Origin of the sequence: Novosphingobium sp. SG754 (genome assembly GCF_013149315.1) — a bacterium.
GTDB classification, from domain to species: Bacteria; Pseudomonadota; Alphaproteobacteria; order Sphingomonadales; family Sphingomonadaceae; genus Novosphingobium; species Novosphingobium capsulatum.
The window spans coordinates 463918-487247 of sequence record NZ_JABGCC010000002.1; the positions used below are offsets into that span (position 1 = coordinate 463918).

The following is a 23330-nucleotide window of genomic DNA, read 5'->3' on the forward strand; positions in this document are numbered from 1 at the left end:
GGCGCAGGCGGGCTCAATGATTACGTGCAGATTGCGATTGCGGGGTTAACAAATGTTGATCACGTCGCACGATGCTGGCCGCAGCCGGGGGTCGTCCCGGGCTGGGGCCTGGCAAACGCCTGCAACAGGCTCAGCAGCGCGGGTGCACCATGGGCCATGGCCGTGCGAACCTGGCCGGCCAGATAGACAGATGCCCCGGCATAGGCGAGTGCCCAGCCATCGAATCGGCGATGGGGCAGCGTGCCTTCGGCCAGCGTCATGATGTGGGTGTGGCGCACATCGTCACAGATTGTGCTTCGCATCTGCGCCAGTGCGGTGGCGGGGCCTTCCAGTGCCTGGATGAAATGCTGCCCGGTAAACAGCAGGGCGCCGCTGAGGCCGCATTCGGCATTGCGCAGCGCCGCGTGGGCAACCAGCGCCTCTACGGTCGGACCGGCCCAGGCGGGCGCAACGGCGCAATTGCTGGCATAGAGCCAATGCTGCACGGTGGCCCCACCCTCAGGCTGCATCAAGCCCTTGATCCAGAACGCCGGTGAACACGGCGAAACGGATCAGGGCAGCCAGATTGTCCATTTGCAGCTTTTGCATGATGTTGCCCCGGTGCATTTCCACTGTGCGTACCCCGATCCGCAGCCGTTCGGCAATGGCGCGGTTGGTCAGCCCGGCAACCACGCCCCGCAGCACTTCCTGCTCGCGCGGGGTCAGTTGTGTGGTCAAGGCCGTAGCCTGGCCCACGCGCTGCTGCTGGGCGACGCGAGCGGGCAGGATCGAAAAGCCGTGTTCGAGGACCGGGCGCAAGGCATCGGCCTGAACCGGCATTTCCAGGAAATCCACGGCGCCGGCGCGCAGGGCCTGGACCACCTGCGGGATCGTAGGGGAAACGGCCATGACGATCACGGCCATCTCTGGCCGTTGCGAAAGGACCGCGCGCACCATCGGGCCAGGGCCTTCCTCTTCGCCGGCGATGGGCGTGGCTTGGGCAGGGGGCTCAGGCGTGCGCCAGGCCAGCAGGACGCAGCCGGCGGGAAGATAGCCCAGCGCGTCTGCCAGATCGGCAGACGCGGCAAAAGGATGACAGTCCAGCCCTTGCTGACGTATCAATTGTGCCAGATCCCGACGATGCAGGGCATCGCTATCCACGATGTGAACGGTGCGTTGCGCCACGTTGATCTCGCCCATCCCGGTTCGGCAGACCGAACCTGTTCAGTTATAACCGAAATCAGCCTTAGATTGCAGGCTCGGCAACCAATACCGTAGCGATACGGGGTACGGTGATCTACGCCGAGTAATTGCAACAAACTGACATGAGTTAGGAGAAAACGACAGCTGCAATCGGTGTTGCTGTGCAAATTAGCTTGCAGGGAACCGGTTTCGTCAACGCGCAATAGCGGGCACGCACGCGCATCGACGAAACCGGGGCCAGGCCCGGCCGGGCTGCTTTACGAAAAAGCCTATTGCCCGGCCGCCCTTTGCCGACGCGCGGGGGACGCGTCGAATAAAGAAAGCCCGCGAGGGACCATGGGGATGGGGGGATGCCGGCCAATGGGGGGAGAAGCCGGCTGGCCCCGCGACTTTCAATACCAATTGGTATAGAAACCCGCAGATGCCGCGTCAACAAGTTTATATACCGCTCGGTATCGCAAACGGCGGGCGTTGCTCAACGCCCCGGCCAGAGTGCCAAGGCGGTTTCGACGATCGTATGAAGGCGCGCAAAATCAGCACCTGAACCGGCTTGGACGCTCATTCCGCTCAACAGGCACAGGCAATAGGCGCATAGCGCCTGCGCGGTGTATCCGGGAAAATCGCCCTCCGCCTCGGCCCGCTCGAACCGTGCAAGCAGCGCCTGCTCATAGGCAGCGCGGCGGGTAATCACTTCTTGCCGCATCGATTCGTCATAGGTGGAGGAAGCGACTGCGTGCATCACGCCAAAGCACGCCCGCCCACCCTCGCTGGTGGTCAACATTGCCAGGGCATCGCGTAGCATGGCCGCCGCCACGCCGCGCGCGGTCGGCGCCAAAAGCGCTTGGGTCATGAACGCCAGCTTGTCCCGCTCGTAAAGGTCCAAGGCCTTGCGAAACAAGGATTCCTTGTTACCAAAGCAGGCATAGAGGCTGGGCCGGGTAATCCCCATCGCCTCCGTCAGGTCAGATAACGAAGCGCCATCATAGCCGCGTGTCCAGAACACGTGCAGAGCGGCGAGCAAGGCTGCATCGGGATCGAACTGACGCGGTCTGCCACGGGACGGACCACCGGGTGTGGCAAGCATTGGCGGGATCGCGACTTGGTTCATATGCCGCAGACTATAGGCAGGCAGGCGCGCAGGTCCAGCACGGGTGCTGCCTGCGTCGCATTCGCCGCAGCAGATCAGAACAGCGCGTCGTCGAACAAGGCGTCGTCATCGTCGTCTTGGGCGTCACCGGGGCCAAAGCCGGACGTGGGCTGGCTGTTGGCGAGTGGAGCCATCCCATGCAGGAGAAAGCGATCGTGCACCACGCGTTCGCTTGCCATGGTATAGATCTGTCCCAGCGCGTTCATCAGCGCGGCGATCGCAGAATGGGCGGCGGGATCATCGCTGTTGCCACTGCCGGCAAGGTCGGCGGTGCGCACCGCGATCGCCTCGATCGTCTTGGCGAGGTCGAGGCTCACTTCCAGTTCGTCCCGCGTCTTGCGCAGCATGGTGGCGATGGTGTCGCTCTGCTGGCTGGCCACGGCGACGGCCTGTTCCGTGCGCTGCGCGCCTTGGCGGATCATCGCCAACGAAAGCGCCAGTTCGTCGCCAGTGCCGACCTCGCCGGAACGGTCTGTGCCGCGCATCGCGGCCGAGCATCCGTCGAGATCGCTGGCGGCAGCGTTGATATGCGTAACCGCACCGTCCAGCGTTTCGGCGTGGCTGCGGATTTCGTTGGCGATGACCGTCATCGGCCGTCCGATCGCTTCAACCCGCCGGCAGGACAGGCCGATATTGATCGCCATCAGTTGCACGTCGACGCGCAAGTGACGGATTGCGGCGGCACGGGCTATGAGGTCAGCCACGGTGGCGATGATCAGGCCCAGCGTCTGTTCGGCCTGGGCATCTGCCTCTTGCAGTTGCGCGATCATGGCGGTGGCTTCGGCAATCCCGCTTTCCAGCTCGCGCAGGAACGCCGCTTCGCCGGCATGCTGCTGCGCGGGATCGTGATCGGCCGGCGCGGCGGGGGTCTGCAACGCCAGCAGGCGGTTGGCCTCAGGCTCAAGATCGTGCAGCGATCCCACAAGCACCAGCGTCTCGCGGCGGAAATCGATGGCGGTTTCTTCAAGCTGGGCGTGCAGCAGGGCCAGCACATGGTGGCAGGCCGCATCTTCGGCGGGGGAGCCGGGCGGGCGGCCGCCCAGGTGCGCGTCGAGCATCTCGCATCCGGCCAGCACATGTTCCAGCCGCTGGCGGGCAATATCGCCGATCTGAATGGCGCCCAGCACGGTCGCGACCTTGGCCTGGATCGTCGCGGCGATCTCTCCGGTTGTGCGCGCCATCGCGGCCAGGCCATCCTGGTGACTGGCGAGCGCGCCGGCATCGCGGATCAGGCGGTCTGGCACCTGTGGCACCACGCGCGCGCATTCGTTGACCAGCCGCGAATCCGATCGCAGCATGCTGGCAAGGCCGGCTTCCAGCTCGGCCAGGCGCCCATCGAAGCCGGCGGCGTCGGCTTTGCCCATGTCCAGTTTCTGCGCCATGAGATCGGCGAAATCGACAAAGTCGCGCGCGCCACCCGCGGCAATCTTGACGTTCATGCCATAGATCTTGAGCGCATCGAGCGTGCGTTGCAGATCATGGATTTGTGCCGTGAGGCGGGCCGATACGGCGCGGATGTGGCCCACCTGGTCGGCCCGACGGGCGGCCTGATCGGCCACGCTGTAAAGCCGCTTGGCCGCGCGGGTGAGGTTTCCCACCGCGCCCGAACCATCCCCATCGCCCAAGGCGGCGCTGATCTGGCCGAGGGTGCCAACCACGGCCGAAATAGCCTCTACCGTCCGCTCCAGCGTGGTGCCGATGCGGGTGAAATGATCGTCGAGACCATGCAGGATATCCGCCAGGCGCAGGCGCAATGGCGCGGTGAGTGCAGCATCGGCCGGCGGTGGCTGGGTTTCCGCCAGCGGCGGCATCAGGGGTTCGGGTTGCATCGCGGCGTTCCTTAGCGGGCCGTAGCCTGCAACAGTTCCTGGGCGATCGCGCCAAGCGGCACGATGCGATCGGCGGCGCCGCGCGCGATCGCTTCCTTGGGCATGCCGAACACGATGGACGTGGCTTCGTCCTGGGCGACAGTGCGCGCGCCGGCCTCCTTCATTTCCAGCAGCCCCCGCGCGCCATCGTCACCCATGCCGGTCATGATGATCCCCACTGCGTTCGATCCCGCGCAGCGCGCGGCGGAGCGGAACAGCACATCGACCGAGGGACGATGCCGGCTGACCAGTGGCCCGTCGCGCACCGAGACAAGGTAGCGCGCGCCCTGGCGTTCGAGCAGCGTATGCTTGCCGCCCGGCGCGATCAGCACATGGCCGCGCATCACGGTGTCGCCGTCTTCGGCCTCCTTCACCGATACCTCGCACAGGCCATCGAGCCGGCGGGCAAAGGCGCGGGTGAAATGTTCGGGCATGTGCTGGACGATGACGATGCCGGGCGAATTGGCGGGCAGCGCTTCCAGCACTTCGCGCAAGGCTTCGGTGCCGCCGGTGGAAGCGCCTATGCACACCACCATTTCGGTGGTGCGGCTCATCGCCTTGCTGCCCGCGGCGCGTGCCGGGGGAGGCGGCAACACGGCATCGGCGGTCAGCTTGGGCTGGGGATGGAGCGAGGGCGGCGCGCTGGCTGCGGCAGAGCGGCGGCCGCCACGCACCTTGGCCCGCGCGGCTGCCTTGACCGTGTCGCGGATCATCAGCCGGCTTTCGGAAAGGTGATCGGCCACGCCCACGCGCGGTTTCAGGATCACGTCGACTGCGCCCGCATGCATGGCTTCGAGCAGCGTATCCGAGCCTTCCTCGGTCAGCGACGAGCACATCACCACCGGCACGGGGCATTGCTGCATCAGCTTGCGCAGGAACGTGATGCCATCCATGCGCGGCATTTCCACGTCGAGCGTGATCACGTCGGGCACCTGTTCCTGGATGTGGCGGGCGGCGGCAAAGGGATCGGCTGCCGTCGCCACCACTTCCAGTTCGGGATCTTCTTCCAGGATGGCTTTCATGGTCTGGCGCACGCTGGCGCTGTCATCGATGACCAGGACGCGGATCTTGGGGGCCGGCATCGGTCTATCTCCTCTGGAATATGGTATTGCCGACAGAATCGAGCGGCAGATCGAAGCCGGCGATCGATTCCGAATGGCCCACGAACAGGTATCCGCCCGGCGCCAGGCATTCGACCAAGCGCGACACCACCTTTTTCTGGGTCGGCTTGTCGAAATAGATCAGCACGTTGCGGCAAAAGATCAGGTCAACCTGATGCCCGATGGCATAGGCCGGCTCCATCAGGTTAAGCTGGGCAAAGCCGACCTTGGCGCGCAACCCAGGGTGGATGCGTGCCTCGTTCGCTCTGGCCCCCTGGCCCATCCCGACATAGCGTTGGCGCAGCAGGGCCGGCACCGGCTCCATCATCTCGCGCGGGTAGATGCCCTTCTGGGCGGTGGCGAGCACGTTGGTATCAAGATCAGTGGCGAGGATCGCGTAATCGGGCCCGCCGTTGGCTTGCGCAAAATCGTCCATGACCATGGCCAGGGTGTAGGGTTCGGCCCCGGTGGAGCAGGCCGCACTCCAGGCGCGCACCAGTTGGCGGCGCTTGGCCGCAAAACCGGGCAGGATGTTCTGCGCCAGGCGTTCGAAATGGCGCGGTTCGCGAAAGAAATCGGTCTTGTTGGTGGTGACGGCATTGATCAGATGCACCACCTCGTCGCTGCCGGCGCCTTCACCCAAGACGAAGCGGCAATATTCTTCCAGCTTTTCGAAGTGGAGCGCACGGGCGCGGCGGCGTAGCCGGCCTTCCACCATGGTCTGCTTGGCGGCCGGCATGCGGATGCCGCACTGATCATAGATGAAGGCGGACAAATGCTTGAACGTGCGCGGCGTGATGCCGTCGCCCACGATCGCGGCGTTTTGCGGGATTTGGGCAGGGGCAGGTGTGGCCACAGGTTCAAACCTCCGCCGGCAGCAGCACGGTGTCTTCGCTGCCAAAGATGCGCGCTACATCCAGGATCACCACGAACCCTTCGGCCTCGCGCACCACGCCATCGACAAATTCACCGCGCCAGGCCGTGCCGATATCGGGCGCCGGCTCGATACGCGCGCCAGACAGGGTGCTCACCGCCAGGACACGGTCGATCACCACGCCCAGCGGCAGGGTGCGATCTGGCAGCGGCACGTCGAGAATGATGATGCGCGTGGCCAGTGTCGGCTCGACCGCCGGCAGGCCCAGGCGGCGGCGAAAGTCTACCGTGGGCACGCCCTGGCCGCGCACGTCGGTCAGGCCCAGGAAATGCGCCGGTCCGCCGGGCACGTGGCTGGGCACCTGGTAGTCCAGGATTTCGCGCACGAGCACGACCGGCACGGCGAACACTTCCCGCCCCAGGCCGAACGTCACGACCTGAAGATCATCGCGGGTGGGCGCATCGGCCAAGGGGCGGGGGGCGGTCATGCGGCGGCCTGACCGAAATCGGCGTCATCGTCGTCCGCTGCGCCGGCTGACATGTCGATGGCAAAACCCTTGAGGCGAGCCTGCTGATCGCCGATCGAGCCAGGACGTGCGGCCTTGCGGGCGGGCTTGCCCGGCTTTGTCGCCGATTTGGCAGCCTTGGCCGGCTTGGCCGCGACCGGCTTGGGTCGGGCGGCAGGGGCAGTGCCCTGGCCCCCGGCGCGGGCATGGGCATCGACGCGGAAGTACGAGATGCTGGCTTGCAGCTCTTCGGCCTGGGCGGCGAGCTCTTCCGAGGTAGCGGAAATCTCTTCCGAGGCTCCGGCGTTCTGCTGGGTCACCTGGTCAAGCTGCTGGATCGCCTCGTTGATCTGCGCGGCGCCGATATCCTGTTCGCGGCAGGCGGCGCTGATCTCGCTGATCAGCTCGGCGGTGCGGCGGATATCGGGCACCAGGCGCGTGAGCATTTCACCCGCCTCCGTCGCGGCCTTGACCGTGTCGGACGAGACGGCACCGATTTCCGAAGCCGCCGTCTGGCTGCGTTCAGCCAGCTTGCGCACTTCGCTGGCCACCACGGCAAAGCCCTTGCCATGCTCGCCGGCCCGTGCGGCCTCGACCGCGGCATTCAACGCCAAGAGGTCGGTTTGCCGGGCGATTTCCTGGACGATGCCGATCTTTTCCGCGATCGTGCGCATGGCATCGACCGCGCGGTTGACGACCACGCCCGATTGTTCGGCGTCCTTGGACGATTGGCGCGCGATCTTTTCGGTCTGGGCGGCGTTGTCGGCGTTCTGCTTGATGTTGGCAGCCATCTCTTCCATCGAGGCAGAGGCCTGTTCGGCGGCGGCGGCCTGTTCGGTCGCCCCTTGCGACACCTGCTCCGAGCTGGCGGCAAGCTGCTGGCTGCCGGCAGAGACGTTTTCCGACGCGGCGCTGGCATCGGACACCACATCGCGCAGGCGGTCGACCATGGCGATCAGTGCCAGGCCCAACTTGTCGCGCTCGGACAGCGCGACATGGTTCACCGTCAGATCGCCATTGGCGATCGTGTCGGCAAGGTCGGCGGTCTTGCGCAGATTGGCAGTCATCTGGTTGACCAGTGCGATCAGGTCGGCAATCTCGTCGTCGCTGTCGGCCGTGATGCTGACGTCAAGATCGCCCACTGCCACGGCATCGACCACGCCGGTGATCTTGGCCAGCCCGCGCGACACCACGCGGCCGATCCAGTAGGCGCCCAGCAAGGCGATGATCAATGCTACAGCGCCAGAAACCAGCAGTAGGGAGCGCGCTGTTGCGTAAAGCTCGTTAGTATCGTTATCGGCCTTTTTCATCTGCGTTTGCTGGATTTCCACCAGCTGTTCCAGCGTGCCTTCCATGGTGGTCGCGGCCGAACGGGAATCCGTGATCGAGATCCGGCCAGCCTCTTCGTTGCGGTTTTCCATCGCGGCGGCGCGCATGCGGCGGTTGGCTTCCTTGAGCACTTGCCACTGCTGCGCGAGCTTGGCCCAATAGGGCTTGCCTTCTTCGCTTGCCTGCTGGCTGCCCCTGACGAGGATGTCCTCGATCTTGGTCACGTTGGCATCGGATTCGGTGTTGAACTTGGCGGTCAGATCAAGATCGCTGGTCAGCGCCATGTTCTTTTCACGGCGCAACAGGCGGTTGACCTCGATCACCAGTTCCTGCGCGGTGTTGAGGCGCACGACCGGGCCGGCGATCACATCGGAAATAGCGGAATTGAGGGTGCTGAGGCGGCTGATCGAAAGCCCGATCACGCCGGCCATGACGATGATGAGGACGGCAAACGTGGCCGCCAGCTTCAATTTGATGGTGGGACGCATGGGGATTCCCCTTCGTGCGGTGGGGCAGAATTGATGGGCGAGTGGGGCGGATCAGGCAGCGGTGGACATGGCCAGCCTCCCGCCTGCAGCGTTTTCAACGGTAGCGGTGCCTGCGGCGTGCACGGCATCGTCGCCAGCAAAGATGCGCGGCAGGTCAAGGATCACGATGAACCCATCCGCCTCGCGCACCACGCCCTGGACGAAGCCCGCGTTCCACGCGGTGCCAATGTCGGGCGCCGCTTCGATACGATCGACCGGCACCGTCACCACTGCCAGCACACGATCGATCACCACGCCCAGCGCCAGGGTGCGATCGGGCAGCGGCACATCCAGAATGATGATGCGCGTGGCCAGCGTCGGTTCTACTGATGGCAGCCCCAGGCGGCGGCGAAAGTCTATTGTGGGCACGCCCTGGCCGCGCACGTCGGTAAGACCCAGGAAATGCGCCGGGCCGCCCGGCACATGGCTGGGCACCTGATAATCCAGGATTTCGCGTACCAGCACCACCGGCACGGCGAAGACTTCCCGCCCCAGGCCGAACGTCACGACCTGAAGATCATCGCGGGCGGGTGCTTCGGCCAAGGAACGGGGGGCGGTCATGCAGCGGCCTGGCCGAAATCGGCATCGTCGGCATCGGCCGTTCCAGCCGAGAGATCGATGGCAAAGCCCTTGAGCCGCGCCTGCTGATCGCCGATCGAGCCGGGGCGCGCCGCCTTGCGGGCAGGCTTGGCTGCAGCCTTGCCAGGTTTTGTGGCGACCGCCTTGGCCCGGCCTGCGGGCGCGGCGCTGCGCGATGCGGTGCGTGCATTGGGATCGACGCGGAAGTACGAGATGCTCGCCTGCAACTCTTCGGCCTGGGCGGCGAGTTCTTCCGACGTGGCCGAAATCTCTTCCGAGGCACCGGCATTCTGCTGGGTCACCTGGTCAAGCTGCTGGATTGCTTCGTTGATCTGGGTGGCGCCGATATCCTGTTCGCGGCAGGCTGCGCTGATCTCGCTGATCAGTTCGGCGGTACGGCGGATGTCGGGCACCAGCTTGCTCAGCATGTCGCCGGCCTCGGCCGCTGCCTTTACCGTGTCGGACGATACGGCAACGATTTCCGAGGCCGCGCTCTGGCTGCGTTCTGCCAGCTTGCGCACTTCGCTTGCTACCACGGCAAAGCCCTTGCCATGCTCGCCGGCGCGGGCCGCTTCCACCGCGGCATTGAGTGCGAGCAGATCGGTCTGCCGGGCGATTTCCTGGACGATGCCGATCTTTTCGGCGATCGTGCGCATCGCATCCACCGCACGGTTGACCACCACGCCCGAATTCTCGGCATCCTTGGCCGATTGCCGGGCGATCTTTTCGGTCTGGGCCGCGTTGTCGGCGTTCTGCTTGATGTTGGCGGCCATCTGCTCCATCGAGGCCGAAGCCTGTTCCGCCGCCGCGGCCTGTTCGGTCGCGCCCTGCGAGAGCTGTTCCGAACTGGCGGCGAGTTCCTGGCTGCCGGACGAGACGTTTTCCGAAGCGCCGGTCGCTTCGCTGACCACGTTGCGCAGGCGGTCAATCATTGCCACCAGGGCCAGGCCCAACTGGTCGCGGTCAGACAGCGCAGCGTGGTTTACCGTCAGATCACCATCGGCCAGGCTGTTGGCCACTGTGGCGGCCGCCCGCATGTTGGCAATCATCGCCATCAGTGCCTTGCCCAGCCGATCGCGGTCAGACAGCAGTTCCACGTCGTTGGACAGGTCACCCAGGGCGATATTGTCGGCAAACAGGGCGGTCTTGCGCAGATTGCCGATCATGGTGTTGAGCGAGCGGACGACATCGGCGATCTCGTCATCGCCCTTCATGTCGATCATGTTGTCGAGATCGCCCTCGGCTACGGTGCCCACTGCGGTGTTGATCTGGCGCAGGCCGCGCGCCACCATCCGGCCGATCCACATGGCACCGGCCACCGCCACGATCAGTGCGAGCAGCGTGGTGACGATCAGCGTGCTGCGCACCGAACCGTAGAGATTGGCGGTTTCCGTGCCGGCGGCCTTCATCTCCTTGCCCTGGTCATCGACGATCTGGTTGAGCGTCTTTTCCAGCTCCACTGCCGCACGGCGGCCATCGGTGATCGAGATCTGACCGGCGGCATCGTTCTGGTTGCGCATGGCCAGCGCACGCATGCGGGCATTCGCGTCCTTTAGCGTAGCCCATTGTTCATCGGCGCGGTTCCACATCGGCCGCGTTTGGTCGGTGGCGGTTTGGCGGCCCTGATCGAGCATTTCGCTGACCTTGCGCACCGTGTTGTCCGACTGCGTGTTCCACTCGCGCGTCAGATCCATGTCGCTGGTCAACGCCATGTTCTTTTCGAAACGGACCAGCTGGCTCATCGTCATGGCGGTTTGCTGGGCCAGTGACAGGCGGGCTGCCGGGCCGGAAATGAGGTCGGCGATGCTGGTGTTGAGCGAACCCAGCGCATTGATGGACAGGCCGGCGATGGCCATCATCAGGATGATGAGGGCGACGAAGGTAGCTCCCAGTTTCAACTTGATCGTGGCACGCATGGTGGGAAAATCCTTGTTTCTGGCGCGTCGCTGGCGGCCAGAAAGGGGGGCCGCACCAGGCTTGGTCATCGGGTTGCGATCGTTGGCAAAGACATCGCCAGGGGCCATCAAGCCGCCAGGCTACCCCCGCCGAGCTGGCGTGGTGCCGCTTCGAAAATGGCCGAAAGGGCCGGCAGCACGATCACCCCATCGGCCTGGCGCACGAACTCGCGCACGAATTCGCGGCGCCAGCGCAGGCCAACCTGCGGCGGATCGGAACTGTCGCTGCGCGACAGCATCGCCACCTCATGAACCTTGTCGGTGCGCAGGCCGATGTGCGTCATCTCGCCATCGATCTGGGTTTCGATCACCACGATGCGGCTATCGGGCGTGGGCGGGGTGATCGCCATGCCAAAGGCCACGCGCAGATCGGCAATCGGAATGATCTTGCCACGATAGTTGACGATGCTGGCGACCAGCGGCGCGGCGCCGGGCACGCGCGTTTCGGGCAAAAGGTCAACGATTTCGCGAATGTCGGTCGCCTCGATCGCCAGGCATTCGCTGCCAACGTCGAACGTCAGCACTTCCAGGTTGCCGTGTTCGTCCCAGCGGGTCTTTTGGGTGTCGGTCATGGTGTCAGCCCACGGCGCGCAGCCGTGCCTCCCGTTGCTGGCCGGTGGCCACGAGTTGCATGATGTCGAGAATGAGGGCGACGCTGCCGTCTCCCAGGATCGTGGCGCCGGAAAAGCTGTTGACCGCGCGGTGCACGCCCGACATCGACTTGATCACCGTTTGATGGCTGCCGATGATCTGGTCGACCACCAGGCCCACGCGCTCGCCGGCGGCGGAAATGACCACGATCTTCTGGTGCTGATCGGGCTGGGCGCCGGTTTCGAACAGATCGTGCAAACGCAGGAACGGCACCAGCGCATCGCGCAGGCGGATCATGCTGCGGCCGCGCGTGCGCAGGTCTTCGTCGGCAGAAAGCTCGATGCATTCCTCGACCGCCGCCAATGGAATGACATAGCAGCCACTGGCCACGCGCACGAGCAGCCCCTCGATGATCGCCAGCGTCAGCGGGATGCGCAGGGTAAAGGTGGAGCCCTGGCCTTCCTGGCTGGCGATATCGATTGTGCCGCGCAGCCCTTCGATCGTGCGCTTGACCACGTCCATCCCCACACCGCGCCCAGACAGGTTGGTGACCTGGGCGGCCGTGGAAAAGCCGGGGTGGAAGATCATCTGCAACAATTCGTGATCGGTCACGCTCTGGCCCGGCTGGATCAGGCCATTGGCCTCCGCCTTGGCGCGCACCCGCTCGCGGTTGATGCCCCGGCCATCGTCGGTGATGGTGATCAGCACCTCACCGCCGGCATGGGCGGCGGTCAGCATGACGCGGCCAGTGGCCGGCTTTCCGGCGGCCAGGCGCTCCTCGGGTGTTTCCAGGCCATGATCGCAGGCATTGCGGATGAGGTGGACGATCGGATCGGCCAATTGCTCGGTCACGGTCTTGTCCACCTCGGTGGATTCGCCGTCGGTCAGCAGTTCGATCGCCTTGCCGGTGTCGCGCGCCAGATCGTGGATCAGGCGGCGGAAGCGGCCGAACAGGTTGGCCACTGGCACCATGCGCAAGACCATCATGGTGTCGCGCATTTCGCTGACCAGGCGCTCGATCTCTTCCGAGATGGAGCGCAGCGCCACTTCGCCCGACGCACCGATCAGCCCGCTGTTCGCCAATTGCGACAGGCGGCTTTGCACGATCACCAGCTCGCCCACGCGGTCCATCAGCACGTCGAGCCGTTCGGCCGGGACGCGCACACTTTCCCCGGCGCGCGGCGCCTGGCGGGCGGCGGCATCGGCCTGGGCCGGCACCTGGACAGCGACGCTGGCTGGCGTTCCCGTGGCAGCGGCAGCAACGGCGCCCGGAGCGGCTGCGGTCGTGGCCGCGTCCGTCTCCGCCGGCGTTGCGGCCAGCGGCGTCAGCTCCATATCCATGTCGTCCATCACGAAGATGAACACGTCCTCGATCGCGTCGCGGCTGATCTCGCCCAGCAGTGTCACGTCCCAGCCGATCAGGCATTCGGTGGGCACCAGATCGGGCAGGGCGGGCAAGGCATCGCACAGCGCCACCACCCGGCATTCGCCCAATGCTCGCAGTTCGTCGAGCAGGCTCAGCGGATTGGTGCCGTTGGCCATGGCCGAGGCGGGCAGGCGAAAACGCAGATGCCATCCACCAGTCGTCGATGTGGCTGCCGCTGGTGTTGGCGCGGCTGTTTCGCCCGCTGCCGTGGTAGGCATTGCGCCGCTTTCCGGCAGGGCGGCGTGCAGCCGCGCCAGGATCGCATCGCCTGTCGCCTCGAGCCCCGCGCCATCGCCATCGACCAGCGCGCGCATGTGGTCCATGGCCGACAGGATCACGTGGACCAGTTCTGCCGTGGCGGGAAACAAGCCCTTGCGCACGCGATCGAATGCGGTTTCGCAATGGTGGGTGAACATGGCCAGCGCATCAAAGCCGAACATCGCGCCCGACCCTTTGAGCGTGTGCAGCCCGCGGAACACCGCATCGATCAGCCCGCGATCGTCCAACTGGTTCGACAGGTCGAGCAGTGCCTGTTCGATCTGGTCGAGCAGGTCACCAGCTTCCACGCGGAACGCGGCAATGGGATCTGTTTCGCTCACCGGCCCAGCACCTTCTTGGTAATGCGCAGCAGCTGATCGGGCTGGAACGGCTTGACCAGCCAGCCCGTGGCGCCGGCGGCGCGGGCTTCCTGCTTGATGGCATCATCTGACTCGGTGGTGAGGAAGATGATCGGGGTGCCCATCTGCACGGGCAGCTTGCGGATTTCGCGGATCATGCTCAGCCCATCCATGTTGGGCATGTTGAGATCCGTGATGATCATGTCGAACTTCTGACCCTGCGCCTTGCCCAGGCCTTCCAGCCCGTCGCAGGCCTCGGTCACGCTATAGCCTGCGCCAGTCAGCGCGATCCGTGTGGCAAGGCGCAGACTGCTGGAATCGTCTACGGTGAGGATCGAGGCCGTCATTGCGGGAGTTCTCCGTGAAACCAGAAATCGAGGGTTTCGGTGCTGGGATCGGTCAGGAACCCGGCGCGGCGCAGCAGTGCCGTCACGGCCGGATTGGCCGGCGCCGACAGACGCAGCGCGCGGCTGTCCCGCAGGGCATGCTGGCGCGCCGTTTCCACCAGCTGCACCAGGGAAAGATCGACATCGACCAGATCCGACAGATCGAGCACCATCGCGGCATGCGCTTCCAGGGACTCGGTCATGTTCGACCAGGCCGTGGTGATGGTTTGCATGTTGGCCACCGGGCCAAGGCTGAGGGTAAAACTCATGGCACACTCCGCAGAACGCACCATGGATTACGGGGTGGTCGCTGAAATCGGCGTAAGGCGCCCCTGCGGCATTTCCCCTAGAGCGGGCGAAACGCGCAACGTTCTAATGGCTGGGTTCCAATGGCTGGCTCCCGGCACGATTATCGACTAAGGCGCGCGGGAATTTCTCCCCGCACCATTTCAGCCCGGACCTTTTGTTTGTGAACGATCGCAAGCCTGTCGATGCCGCTGCCGTTGCCATCATGATCGTGCTCTGCGCGATCTGGGGTTCGCAGCAGGTTGCCATCAAGCTGGTGGCGGGCGCGATGAGCCCGCTGTTGCAGATGGGGCTGCGGTCGGGCCTGGCGGGCCTTGCCACGCTGGCCATTGTGCTGTGGCGCGGGGAAGGGCGGGTGATCAACCGCCAGACCCTGGCACCGGGCCTGGCCATCGGGCTGCTGTTTGGCACCGAATTCCTGCTGGCGGGCGAAGCGCTGCGCTTCACCAGCGCCTCCCACGTCACCATCTATCTCTATACCGCGCCAATTGGCGCTGCCCTGGCGCTGGGTCTGCTGCGCCCTGACGAGCGCCTGCGCGCTGGCCAGTGGGTGGGCATCGCGCTGTCGTTTGCAGGCGTGGTGCTGGCGTTCAGCGGCGGCAAGGAAGGGGCGGGCTATCCCGACGGTCGGCTGGGCGATGCCCTGGCGCTGGGCGGCGCCTGCGGTTGGGCCTGCACCACGCTGGTGCTGCGCAATTCTTCGCTGGCCAATGCACCGGCCTCGGTCACGCTGTTCTATCAGCTGATGGGCGCTTTCGTGCTGTGCACGCTGGCCGCGCCGGTGCTGGGTGAAACGGCCGTGAGCCTGACCGCCCCGCTCCTGGCCAGCATGGCGTTCCAGGTCGTGGTCGTGGCGTTCCTCAGCTATCTCACCTGGTATGCCCTGCTGCGGCGCTACAGCGCGGCGCGGCTGGGGGTGTTGAGCTTCATGACGCCGATGTTTGGCGTGGCCGCCGGCGTGATCGTGCTGGGTGACAAGCTGGACGCCGCGTTCATCGGCGGCGCCTTGATGATCCTGGCGGGCATCATCATCGTCAGCACGGCCGATGCGCTGCCCGCGCGCCTGTTCAAGCGGCGTTTTCGTCCCGCGGTGAACTCGTAAGCTCGCCGATCTTGTCGATCGCCTCGGCCTCCATGGCCTGAAGCTCGGTCATGGTCTTGAGCAAGGCGCTGTGCTGGCTTTCCAGCTTGCGCAGCCGGCTGCGGATGTGCGCCACCAGATGCTGCAATTGCTCCAGCCGGGTGGGATCGACATCGTAGAGATCGAGGAATTCCTTGATCTCGCGGATGCTGAAACCCAGCCGCTTGCCGCGCAGGATCAACTGCATGCGTGCCACTTCGCGGTGCGAATAGATGCGCGTGTTGCCCACCCGCGCTGGCTCGATCAGGCCCTTGTCCTCGTAAAAGCGCAGGGTGCGGTGCGTCACGCCCAAGCGGCGCGCCACATCCTGGATGCCTTGCAGGCCATCCTCGGGCGCGGCGGGCGCTGGTTCCGCCGTGGGTTCGGGCGGATCGGGCAAAGTATCGATCATGGTGGCCAATTTTCCCCCCAGAATGGCGCTACCTATTGCGCCGCAAAATGTGGATTGCAACTGCCCCCAATCGCACCTTGCACTTAAACCGCGGGCGTGGCGGCCTCGGCCTTGGCACGCTCTTCGGCGACCAGTTCCTTTTTCGAAAGCTTGCCCACCATGGTCTTGGGCAGGCTTTGGCGAATTTCGACAGCGCGCGGCACCTCGATCTTGTTGAGGTGCTCGGTCAGGAACGCGAGGATCTCCTGCGGCGAGACGTCCTGGCCGTCGTGCAGCTTGATGAACAGCTTGGCGCTTTGCCCGCGATAGCGATCGGGAATGCCGATCGCGATGGCTTCCTCGATTGCCGGATGGAGATAGGCCGCTTCCTCGATGACGCGCGGATAGACGTTGTATCCGCCGCTCAGGATCACGTCCTTGAGGCGGTCCACCAGGTAGAGATAGCCATCTTCGTCGAGGTGGCCCACGTCGCCCGTGCGCAGCGCGCCATCGACAAAGACCTTGGCGGTGTCGTCGGGGCGCTGCCAATAGCCGGCCATCACCTGCGGCCCGCGCACGCAGACCTCGCCATTGGCGCCCAGCGGCAGGATCGTCTCGGGGTTTTCGGGGTCGCGGATTTCGATCTGGGTGCCCGGGAAGGCCTGACCGCAGCTGTTGGCGCGGATATCGCCATCAACCGGGTTGCAGGTGACGATGGGCGAGGCCTCGGTCAGGCCATAGCCTTCGCAGATACGCCCGCCGGTGCGCTGTTCGAACGTCTGGCGCACTTCCAGCGGCAGCGGCGCACCGCCGGAAATGCAGGCGCGCAGTGCCGACAGGTTGGGAATCTTGGCATCGTCGAGCGCGTTCATCGCGATGAACAGCGTCGGCACGCCGAAAAACAGCGTGGGCGGCTTGCGCTTGATGGTGGCCAGCATCGCGTCCATTTCGAAGCGCGGCATCAGCACCAGTTCCGACCCCACCAGGATCGAGAAATCGAGCACGGCGGTCAGCGCAAAGACGTGGAAGAACGGCAGCACGGCCAGCGTGCGCTGCGGGGCAGGCAGATCGCCATGGATATGCGCCTGTTGCTGCAGGGCATTGGCCGTGAGATTGCGATGGGTCAGCATCGCGCCCTTGGGCGTGCCGGTGGTGCCGCCGGTGTATTGCAGCACGGCCAGGTCATCGGGCACCAGTGCCACCGGCCGGGGCGGATCGCCGCGAGCGATCAGGTCGCAAAAGCGCATGTGCAGCGCATCATGGGCATAGCGGGCATGGTCGCGCCGCTTGAACAGGCGCCATCCCCACGCCTTTACCCGGGGCAGGATGCCGGCCATCGGGCAGACCAGGATGGTGGCCAACTGACATTCGTCGGCAATGGCGCGCACCTTGCCGTGGATTTCGCGCAGGTCTGGCACGGCAACAACGCGGGCGCCGCTGTCGGTCAACAGATGGCGCATCTCGCTTTGGGTGTAGAGCGGGTTGAGATTGACCACCACCGCGCCGATCTTGAGCGCGGCAAAGTAGAGCACGATGTAATAGGGCGTGTTGGGCAGGCACAGTGCCACCCGATCGCCCTTGCCCAGGCCCAGGTCCTGAAAGCCGCGCGCCGCCCGTTCGACCATCCGCCCCAGCGCCCGATAAGTCCAGGTGCGGCCCATGAAGTCCACCGCCGGGCGGTCGCCATGATCGCGCACGGCGTTGTCCATGAAGTCACCCAGCAGCATGGCCGGCGGTGACCAGTCTGGCGGCAGGCTGTCGGGTACGCGTGAAGGGGCGATGGGGGTGGCCTCGATCGGGGGGGCAGCGACCATGTCAGGTTCCGGCAAGAGGGAGGGAAATGGCGCCGAGGCCAAGATGGCCCCGGCGCCTTCGGGCGATCAGAAAGCGACCCGTCCGCCCAGCGACAGCACCACGACATGGGCCTTTTGCAGCATGCCGTTGACCAGGATCGGCGTCTGCGCCGGCGTGCCGGCATAGGCGGCGGTCAGGCGGTTGACCGGCGCATCGGCGAGGGTGAGGTAGTTGGCGGCAACGTCGATCTTGAACGCGCGGCTGAACGCATGGGTGGCGCCCAAGGCAAAGTTCCAGCGGTTGCTATCGGGCACGCGGGCATCGCGTTCGTTCGGGCGAACCGGCGAAACGTCACGCTGCACGCCGCCGCGAACGGTCCACTTGGGGCTAAGGTCAGCGTCAAAGCCGACGGCAACCGCCCAGGTGTTGCGATAGTCTTCGGGGATCGCCGTGTTGAGCGGGCTGCCCAGCTGGATGGCGTTAAACTTGGACCAGCCAAAGCGGGTTGCCTGGGCGTTGAGCGTAAAGCCCGGCGTGACCGTCCAGCGGCCACCGAACGTCAGCTGCCAAGGCGTGGTAAAGTCTGCCTCGGTGGAGATGTTGGCGTTGTTCGCCGCCAGCGGGCCGAGCAGGCCGGCAATCGTCACGTCACCCTTGAGCTTGTGCTTGATGGCCGACTTGTAGCTCAGGCCCACGGTCACGGTCTTGCCGCGGAACTGCGTACCGGCCGACCAGCCCACATCCCAGCCCTTGCCGCTAAGCGTCTGGCTGCCATCGGGCAGCACGGCCAGCAGGTTGGGCAGGGCATTGCCCAGCGTGGCATCGGCATGCTCAACGTTCACTGCGCCGCCGATGGAAATCACCGGGGTCAGTTGCACGGCCAGCGAGGGCTGGATGTCGATCGTGCGCAGGCGCGTGGTCAGCGCGGTATAGCGTGCCCAGCTGCTGTTAGAATATTCGGTGGTGAAGTTGTACGGCGCAGTCACCGCCAAGCCCACGGCGACACGGTTGCCCAGCGAATGCGCGATCGCGCCCGAGGGCACGACGCCCTTGTGGATCGGGTTGTGGGCCACGCTATCGCCGCCCACGGCCGTGGCAGGCTGGCCAGGGCGCTTGATCAAGGTGCCGTTGTTGACCACGTCGCCAGAGGGCAGGATGCCGGTGGCGCTCAGCATGGCTTCGCCGCCGGTCATGCCGCCAATGCTGGCGGGGTTCCACCACAGGCTTTCCGCGCCCGTGTCGGCCACTTCGCCCGAATAGGCGCGGCCGGTGGCCTTGGCGGACTGGTCCTGAAGATAAAAGCCGCCTGCCAGGGCAGGGCTGGCAAGTCCGGCGGTGCCGGCCAGAAGCACGGCGCAGGCCAGCGTGCGGCGGTGGTTCAGGTTCATCTCTCTCTCACTCCCATGCGAATTTTTGTGGTGTCTGTGGTTTCAACGGTGCCGGTGGTGTTTGGTCTGGCCGGCTCCGGCTGCATCAGCGCAGGCGCTTCCACGTCTGGGTCTTGCACAAGGGCCACACGATGCAGCCCTTGAGCTTGAGCGTGTCAGCATCGGCGATCGTGATCGTCGCCTTGTAGGTGCCGCCGTCTTCGGGATTGTAGATCGAGCCACCCTCCCAACCGTCGGTGCTGCGCGTAAAACCTTGCAGAATGGTCAGGCCCTTGAGCGGACGACTGCGCAGGGCCGGATTCTTGTTTTTGCCATCGGCAAAGGCCGGATTGGCGCGGATGCTGTCGGATTCGACCAGACGCCCGCAGATCGACGCTCCGCACGGGGCAATTTCAACGATGCCGTGCTTGGTGGGCGTGGCCCAGCGGCCGATGGCCTGTTCGGATGCGGATTGTCCGGCAGCGTAGGAGGCCGGAGCATAGGTGGCCGCCGCTGCCCCCATCAGGGACATTACGGTGATGGCAAATAACGGCTTACCTCTCATCGTTCTTCATCCTCGACCCAAGAACCCAAAGCGCGCTTCGTGCGTTTCGGTATCCGGTTATCACCCGGCCTTTCTTTCCTTTGCCGGTGTGCGACTCACTCTATGCCCCAAATTTTGGTTGACGTATAGGGAAAGTTGAGCACCATTACGGACGAAAGCAGCGCCAAGGGTGATTCCGTGGTATCGGAGGCACAGGCGGCAGCTGCCCCACCTGACGAGGATGCCAGAAATCATGCCGAATGCGGTCATTGCCGGATATGCCCGGTCACCGTTCCACCTTGCCGGCAAGGGCGCGCTTGCCCGTACCCGGCCCGACGATCTTGCCGCGGCCGTGGTCAAGGCGCTGGTCCAGCGCACCGGCATTGACGCCGCCGCGATCGAGGATCTGATCGTCGGCTGCGCTTTTCCCGAAGGCGAACAGGGCTTTAACGTTGCGCGCCTGATCGGCATGATTGCCGGCCTGCCGCGTTCGGTCGGCGGCATGACGGTCAACCGCTTCTGCGGTTCGTCGATGAGCGCGATCCACTATGCCGTGGGCCAGATCGCCGCCGGCGCTGGCGACGTGTTCATCGCCGCCGGGGTCGAATCGATGAGCCGGGTGCCGATGATGGGCTTCAACCCGCTGCCCAATCCGGCCCTTGCCAAGGCCAGCCAGGCCTATATCGGCATGGGTGACACCGCCGAAAACCTCGCCAGCCAGTATGGCCTGTCGCGCCAGGCACAGGAAGCCTTCGCCGTCGCCAGCCAGGACAAGGCCGCTGCCGCCATCGCCGCTGGCAAGCTCAAGGACGAGATCGTCGGCATCGAAACCAAGGCCGGCCTGGTCGATACCGATGGCTGCCCGCGCCCCGGTACCACCGCCGAAACCCTCGCCGGCCTCAAGCCCGCGTTCAGCGCCAGCGGTACGGTCACGGCCGGCACGTCCTCGCCGCTCACCGACGGCGCCAGCGCCGTGATCGTGGCGAGCGAGGATTATGCCCGCGCCCATGGCCTGCCCATTCTGGCCCGGATCAAGGCCATGGCGATTTCCGGCTGTGCGCCCGAAATCATGGGCATCGGCCCGGTCGAATCTAGCCGCAAGGCGCTGGAGCGGGCCGGCATTTCCGTGTCCGATCTCGATGTGATCGAGCTGAACGAAGCCTTTGCCAGCCAGGCGCTGGCCTGCATCGCCGATCTTGGCCTCGATCAGGCGAAGATCAACCTGGATGGCGGCGCGATCGCGCTGGGCCACCCGCTAGGCGCCACCGGCGCGCGCATCGTCGGCAAGGCAGCCAGCCTGTTGCAGCGCACGGGCGGCAAGTATGCGCTCGCCACGCAGTGCATCGGCGGCGGCCAGGGCATCGCCACGGTTCTGGAGGCGATCTGATGTCAGAGGCAAGCCCCAACGACCCAATCAGGAAGGTCTGCGTCATCGGCGCGGGCACCATGGGCGCCGGCATCGCCGCGCAGGTGGCCAACGCCGGCGTGCCGGTGCTGCTGCTCGACATCGTGCGCGATCCGGCCAACCGCAATGCGGTGGCCCAGGGCGCGCTCGATCGCCTGGCCAAGGCAGAGCCGGCGGCGTTCATGAGCAAGCGCGCCGCCAAGCTGGTCGAGGTTGGCAATATCGAAGACGATCTACCCCGCGTTGCCGAGTGCGACTGGGTGATCGAAGCGATCGTTGAACGGCTCGATCTCAAGCATGCGCTCTATGAAAAGCTGGAAGGCGTGCGCCGCCCCGGCACGGCGGTTTCGTCCAACACGTCGACGATTCCGCTCGAACAGCTGATCGCCGGGCGCGGCGCAGACTTCGCCCGCGATTTCCTGATCACCCACTTCTTCAACCCGCCGCGCTACATGCGCCTGCTTGAAGTGGTGGCGGGCTCGGCCAGCGATGCTGCCCTGGTGGCGCGCGTGAGCGATTTTGCCGATCGTGCGCTGGGCAAGACCGTGGTGCGCGCCAAGGATACCCCGGGCTTCCTGGCCAACCGTGTCGGCACATTCTGGATCCAGCAGGCGATCAATGCCGCGATCGATCTGGGGCTGAGCGTGGAAGAAGCCGATGCCGTGGTGGGCAAGCCGATGGGCGTGCCCAAGACCGGCGTGTTCGGCCTGGTTGACCTGGTCGGCATCGATCTGATGCCGCACTTGAAGGCGAGCCTTACCGCAACGCTGCCGCAGGACGATGCCTATCGCGCCATCGCGATCGATCATCCGCTGATCATGAAGATGATCGCCGATGGCTATACCGGGCGCAAGGGCAAGGGCGGTTTCTATCGCCTCAACCGCGAGGCGGGCAAGCGCAAGGAAGCGATCGATCTGGCCACCGGCGAATACCGCGCTGCCGCCAAGCCGCCATCGCTGCCCGGCGCCGTGTTCAAGGATCTCAAGGCGCTGGTTGGCCTGCCCGGCAAGCTGGGTGCCTATGCCTGGGCCGTGCTGGCGCCGACGCTGTCCTATGCCGCGTCGCTCGTCCCCAGCGCGTCTGACGATATCGTTGCCATCGATGTGGCGATGAAGCTGGGCTACAACTGGAAGTCAGGCCCGTTCGAACTGATCGACAAGCTCGGCACGGCCGCCTTTGCCGAACGCCTCAAGGCCGAAGGCAAGCCGGTTCCGGCCATCGTCGAACTCGCTGCTGGTCGCCCGTTCTATAGGGTCGAAGCGGGCAAGCGCCAGGCGCTGGGCCTTGATGGGGAATACCACGATGTGGCGCGTGCCGCGGGTGTGGTGCTGCTCGAAGACATCAAGCTGGCCGCCAAGCCCCTGCTCAAGACCGCCTCTGCCGCGCTCTGGGACGTTGGCGATGGCGTTGCCGCGCTGGAATTCACCGGCAAGATGAACGCGCTCGATGCCGAGGTGATGAAGCTGATCGGCCAGGCCATTCCGTTGGTGGCGGAAAAGTTCAAGGGCCTGGTGATCTACAACGAAGGCAGCCACTTCTCGGCGGGTGCCAACCTGGGCCTGGCGCTGTTCGCCATGAACATCGCCGCTTGGGGCGAGATCGAAAAGCTCGTTGCCGGTGGGCAGCAGGCGATGAAGGCGCTCAAGTATGCGCCGTTCCCGGTGGTCGGCGCGCCATCGGGGATGGCGCTGGGCGGCGGCTGCGAAGTCCTGCTGCATTGCGACGCCATCCAGGCGCACGCCGAAAGCTATATCGGCTTGGTCGAATGCGGTGTCGGCCTCGTGCCGGGCTGGGGCGGCAATGGCGAACTGCTCGATCGCTGGCGGCACAATCCGGCGCTGCCCAAGGGGCCGATGCCGGCCGTGGCCAAGGTGTTCGAAACGGTGTCGACCGCCACGGTGTCCAAGTCGGCCGCCCAGGCGATCGAACTCGGCTTCCTGCGCCCGACCGACCAGGTAACGATGAACCGTGATCGTCTTCTGGCCGATGCCAAGGCCCGCGTTCTGGCCCTGGCTGAAGGCTATCAGCCGCCCGAACCGCCGGTGTTCCGCCTGCCGGGTGCCGGTGGCAAGGCCGCGCTCGACATGGCGGTGCAGGGCTTCCGCGCCCGCGGCATGGCCACCTCGCATGACGAGGTGGTATCGGGTGCCCTTGCGCGCATCTTGACCGGCGGCGATGCTGACCTGATCGATACCGTGACCGAGGATGAACTGCTGGCTGCCGAACGCCGGGAATTCACCAGCCTCGTCCGTAACCCCGCGACACAGGCCCGGATTGAGCATATGCTCAAGACCGGCAAGCCGCTTCGCAACTGATT

21 protein-coding genes are annotated in these 23330 nt (G+C 65.4%); 3 read left to right on the forward strand and 18 right to left on the reverse strand.

The features are described from left to right. Positions 1–59: 59 nt before the first annotated feature. The 14 genes from FHW97_RS06625 to FHW97_RS06690 form a co-directional block, all read right to left on the reverse strand. Positions 60–509, reverse strand: coding sequence for a BLUF domain-containing protein (locus tag FHW97_RS06625; protein WP_253941670.1), 450 nt, complete (start codon positions 507–509; stop codon positions 60–62). Continuing rightward, positions 499–1179, reverse strand: a complete 681-nt coding sequence (locus tag FHW97_RS06630; RefSeq protein WP_022678506.1) for a response regulator transcription factor — start codon at positions 1177–1179, stop codon at positions 499–501. Before FHW97_RS06630 ends, FHW97_RS06625 begins: the two co-directional genes overlap by 11 nt. A gap of 478 nt (positions 1180–1657) precedes the next feature. Continuing rightward, positions 1658–2290 (reverse strand): TetR/AcrR family transcriptional regulator, encoded by a 633-nt coding sequence (locus FHW97_RS06635; protein ID WP_022678505.1) that lies wholly within the window; start codon positions 2288–2290, stop codon positions 1658–1660. 74 nt (positions 2291–2364) lie between these two features. Next, on the reverse strand, positions 2365–4158 hold the full coding sequence (locus FHW97_RS06640) for a hypothetical protein (RefSeq protein WP_171798446.1): 1794 nt from the start codon (positions 4156–4158) through the stop codon (positions 2365–2367). Between the two features lie 11 nt (positions 4159–4169). After that, a complete protein-coding gene (locus tag FHW97_RS06645; RefSeq protein WP_054131145.1) occupies positions 4170–5279 on the reverse strand; it encodes a chemotaxis response regulator protein-glutamate methylesterase in 1110 nt (369 codons plus the stop codon). 4 nt (positions 5280–5283) lie between these two features. Then, entirely contained in the window at positions 5284–6153 is an 870-nt protein-coding gene (locus FHW97_RS06650) for a protein-glutamate O-methyltransferase CheR (protein ID WP_309804459.1), read from the reverse strand. 4 nt (positions 6154–6157) lie between these two features. Further along, on the reverse strand, positions 6158–6658 hold the full coding sequence (locus tag FHW97_RS06655) for a chemotaxis protein CheW (RefSeq protein ID WP_107716196.1): 501 nt from the start codon (positions 6656–6658) through the stop codon (positions 6158–6160). Beyond that, positions 6655–8493, reverse strand: a complete 1839-nt coding sequence (locus tag FHW97_RS06660; RefSeq protein ID WP_169047824.1) for a methyl-accepting chemotaxis protein — start codon at positions 8491–8493, stop codon at positions 6655–6657. Before FHW97_RS06660 ends, FHW97_RS06655 begins: the two co-directional genes overlap by 4 nt. Positions 8494–8544: 51 nt before the next feature. Then, positions 8545–9093, reverse strand: coding sequence for a chemotaxis protein CheW (locus FHW97_RS06665; protein WP_171798447.1), 549 nt, complete (start codon positions 9091–9093; stop codon positions 8545–8547). Next, positions 9090–11027: a methyl-accepting chemotaxis protein gene (locus tag FHW97_RS06670; RefSeq protein ID WP_171798448.1), complete on the reverse strand. Its 1938-nt coding sequence runs from the start codon at positions 11025–11027 to the stop codon at positions 9090–9092. The genes FHW97_RS06665 and FHW97_RS06670 overlap by 4 nt, the downstream gene beginning before the upstream one ends. A gap of 107 nt (positions 11028–11134) precedes the next feature. Then, a complete protein-coding gene (locus tag FHW97_RS06675; RefSeq protein WP_022678498.1) occupies positions 11135–11638 on the reverse strand; it encodes a chemotaxis protein CheW in 504 nt (167 codons plus the stop codon). A gap of 4 nt (positions 11639–11642) precedes the next feature. Further along, positions 11643–13682 (reverse strand): chemotaxis protein CheA, encoded by a 2040-nt coding sequence (locus FHW97_RS06680; protein ID WP_171798449.1) that lies wholly within the window; start codon positions 13680–13682, stop codon positions 11643–11645. Then, positions 13679–14047 carry a response regulator gene (locus FHW97_RS06685; RefSeq protein WP_022678497.1) on the reverse strand — a complete coding sequence of 123 codons (369 nt, stop codon included), beginning with the start codon at positions 14045–14047 and terminating at the stop codon, positions 13679–13681. The genes FHW97_RS06680 and FHW97_RS06685 overlap by 4 nt, the downstream gene beginning before the upstream one ends. Then, the gene (locus tag FHW97_RS06690; protein WP_022678496.1) at positions 14044–14355 is read right to left on the reverse strand and encodes an STAS domain-containing protein; all 312 of its coding nucleotides are present in this window, start codon (positions 14353–14355) and stop codon (positions 14044–14046) included. The genes FHW97_RS06685 and FHW97_RS06690 overlap by 4 nt, the downstream gene beginning before the upstream one ends. Before the next feature lie 200 nt (positions 14356–14555). Between FHW97_RS06690 and FHW97_RS06695 the strand changes: the two genes are divergently transcribed. Next, positions 14556–15494, forward strand: a complete 939-nt coding sequence (locus tag FHW97_RS06695; RefSeq protein WP_028658446.1) for a DMT family transporter — start codon at positions 14556–14558, stop codon at positions 15492–15494. On the opposite strand, the gene FHW97_RS06700 is transcribed toward FHW97_RS06695, so the two are convergent. From FHW97_RS06700 to FHW97_RS06715, 4 genes are all read right to left on the reverse strand, one after another. Further along, entirely contained in the window at positions 15460–15924 is a 465-nt protein-coding gene (locus tag FHW97_RS06700) for a MerR family DNA-binding transcriptional regulator (protein WP_022678494.1), read from the reverse strand. The genes FHW97_RS06695 and FHW97_RS06700 overlap by 35 nt on opposite strands. A gap of 83 nt (positions 15925–16007) precedes the next feature. Beyond that, entirely contained in the window at positions 16008–17630 is a 1623-nt protein-coding gene (locus tag FHW97_RS06705; RefSeq protein WP_171798612.1) for a long-chain fatty acid--CoA ligase, read from the reverse strand. Positions 17631–17783: 153 nt separating this feature from the next. Then, positions 17784–19085, reverse strand: coding sequence for an OmpP1/FadL family transporter (locus FHW97_RS06710; RefSeq protein WP_054131142.1), 1302 nt, complete (start codon positions 19083–19085; stop codon positions 17784–17786). Between the two features lie 85 nt (positions 19086–19170). Continuing rightward, complete coding sequence (locus FHW97_RS06715; RefSeq protein ID WP_054131141.1) at positions 19171–19596, reverse strand: DUF2147 domain-containing protein; 426 nt, start codon at positions 19594–19596, stop codon at positions 19171–19173. Positions 19597–19861: 265 nt separating this feature from the next. Here FHW97_RS06715 and FHW97_RS06720 point away from each other — a divergent pair, with 265 nt between their 5' ends. Continuing rightward, a complete protein-coding gene (locus tag FHW97_RS06720) occupies positions 19862–20995 on the forward strand; it encodes a thiolase family protein (protein WP_168351026.1) in 1134 nt (377 codons plus the stop codon). Continuing rightward, positions 20995–23328, forward strand: coding sequence for a 3-hydroxyacyl-CoA dehydrogenase/enoyl-CoA hydratase family protein (locus tag FHW97_RS06725; RefSeq protein ID WP_171798450.1), 2334 nt, complete (start codon positions 20995–20997; stop codon positions 23326–23328). The genes FHW97_RS06720 and FHW97_RS06725 overlap by 1 nt, the downstream gene beginning before the upstream one ends. Positions 23329–23330: the final 2 nt, after the last annotated feature.

Excerpts from the sequence above, each read along its gene's own strand:
- FHW97_RS06625 (WP_253941670.1), bottom strand. The coding sequence starts at position 509 with ATGCAGCCTGAGGGTGGGGCCACCGTGCAGCATTGGCTCTATGCCAGC.
- FHW97_RS06630 (WP_022678506.1), bottom strand. The coding sequence starts at position 1,179 with ATGGGCGAGATCAACGTGGCGCAACGCACCGTTCACATCGTGGATAGC.
- FHW97_RS06635 (WP_022678505.1), bottom strand. The coding sequence starts at position 2,290 with ATGAACCAAGTCGCGATCCCGCCAATGCTTGCCACACCCGGTGGTCCG.
- FHW97_RS06640 (WP_171798446.1), bottom strand. The coding sequence starts at position 4,158 with ATGCAACCCGAACCCCTGATGCCGCCGCTGGCGGAAACCCAGCCACCG.
- FHW97_RS06645 (WP_054131145.1), bottom strand. The coding sequence starts at position 5,279 with ATGCCGGCCCCCAAGATCCGCGTCCTGGTCATCGATGACAGCGCCAGC.
- FHW97_RS06655 (WP_107716196.1), bottom strand. The coding sequence starts at position 6,658 with ATGACCGCCCCCCGCCCCTTGGCCGATGCGCCCACCCGCGATGATCTT.
- FHW97_RS06660 (WP_169047824.1), bottom strand. The coding sequence starts at position 8,493 with ATGCGTCCCACCATCAAATTGAAGCTGGCGGCCACGTTTGCCGTCCTC.
- FHW97_RS06665 (WP_171798447.1), bottom strand. The coding sequence starts at position 9,093 with ATGACCGCCCCCCGTTCCTTGGCCGAAGCACCCGCCCGCGATGATCTT.
- FHW97_RS06670 (WP_171798448.1), bottom strand. The coding sequence starts at position 11,027 with ATGCGTGCCACGATCAAGTTGAAACTGGGAGCTACCTTCGTCGCCCTC.
- FHW97_RS06675 (WP_022678498.1), bottom strand. The coding sequence starts at position 11,638 with ATGACCGACACCCAAAAGACCCGCTGGGACGAACACGGCAACCTGGAA.
- FHW97_RS06685 (WP_022678497.1), bottom strand. The coding sequence starts at position 14,047 with ATGACGGCCTCGATCCTCACCGTAGACGATTCCAGCAGTCTGCGCCTT.
- FHW97_RS06690 (WP_022678496.1), bottom strand. The coding sequence starts at position 14,355 with ATGAGTTTTACCCTCAGCCTTGGCCCGGTGGCCAACATGCAAACCATC.
- FHW97_RS06700 (WP_022678494.1), bottom strand. The coding sequence starts at position 15,924 with ATGATCGATACTTTGCCCGATCCGCCCGAACCCACGGCGGAACCAGCG.
- FHW97_RS06705 (WP_171798612.1), bottom strand. The coding sequence starts at position 17,630 with ATGCTGCTGGGTGACTTCATGGACAACGCCGTGCGCGATCATGGCGAC.
- FHW97_RS06710 (WP_054131142.1), bottom strand. The coding sequence starts at position 19,085 with ATGAACCTGAACCACCGCCGCACGCTGGCCTGCGCCGTGCTTCTGGCC.
- FHW97_RS06715 (WP_054131141.1), bottom strand. The coding sequence starts at position 19,596 with ATGTCCCTGATGGGGGCAGCGGCGGCCACCTATGCTCCGGCCTCCTAC.
- FHW97_RS06720 (WP_168351026.1), top strand. The coding sequence starts at position 19,862 with ATGCCGAATGCGGTCATTGCCGGATATGCCCGGTCACCGTTCCACCTT.
- FHW97_RS06725 (WP_171798450.1), top strand. The coding sequence starts at position 20,995 with ATGTCAGAGGCAAGCCCCAACGACCCAATCAGGAAGGTCTGCGTCATC.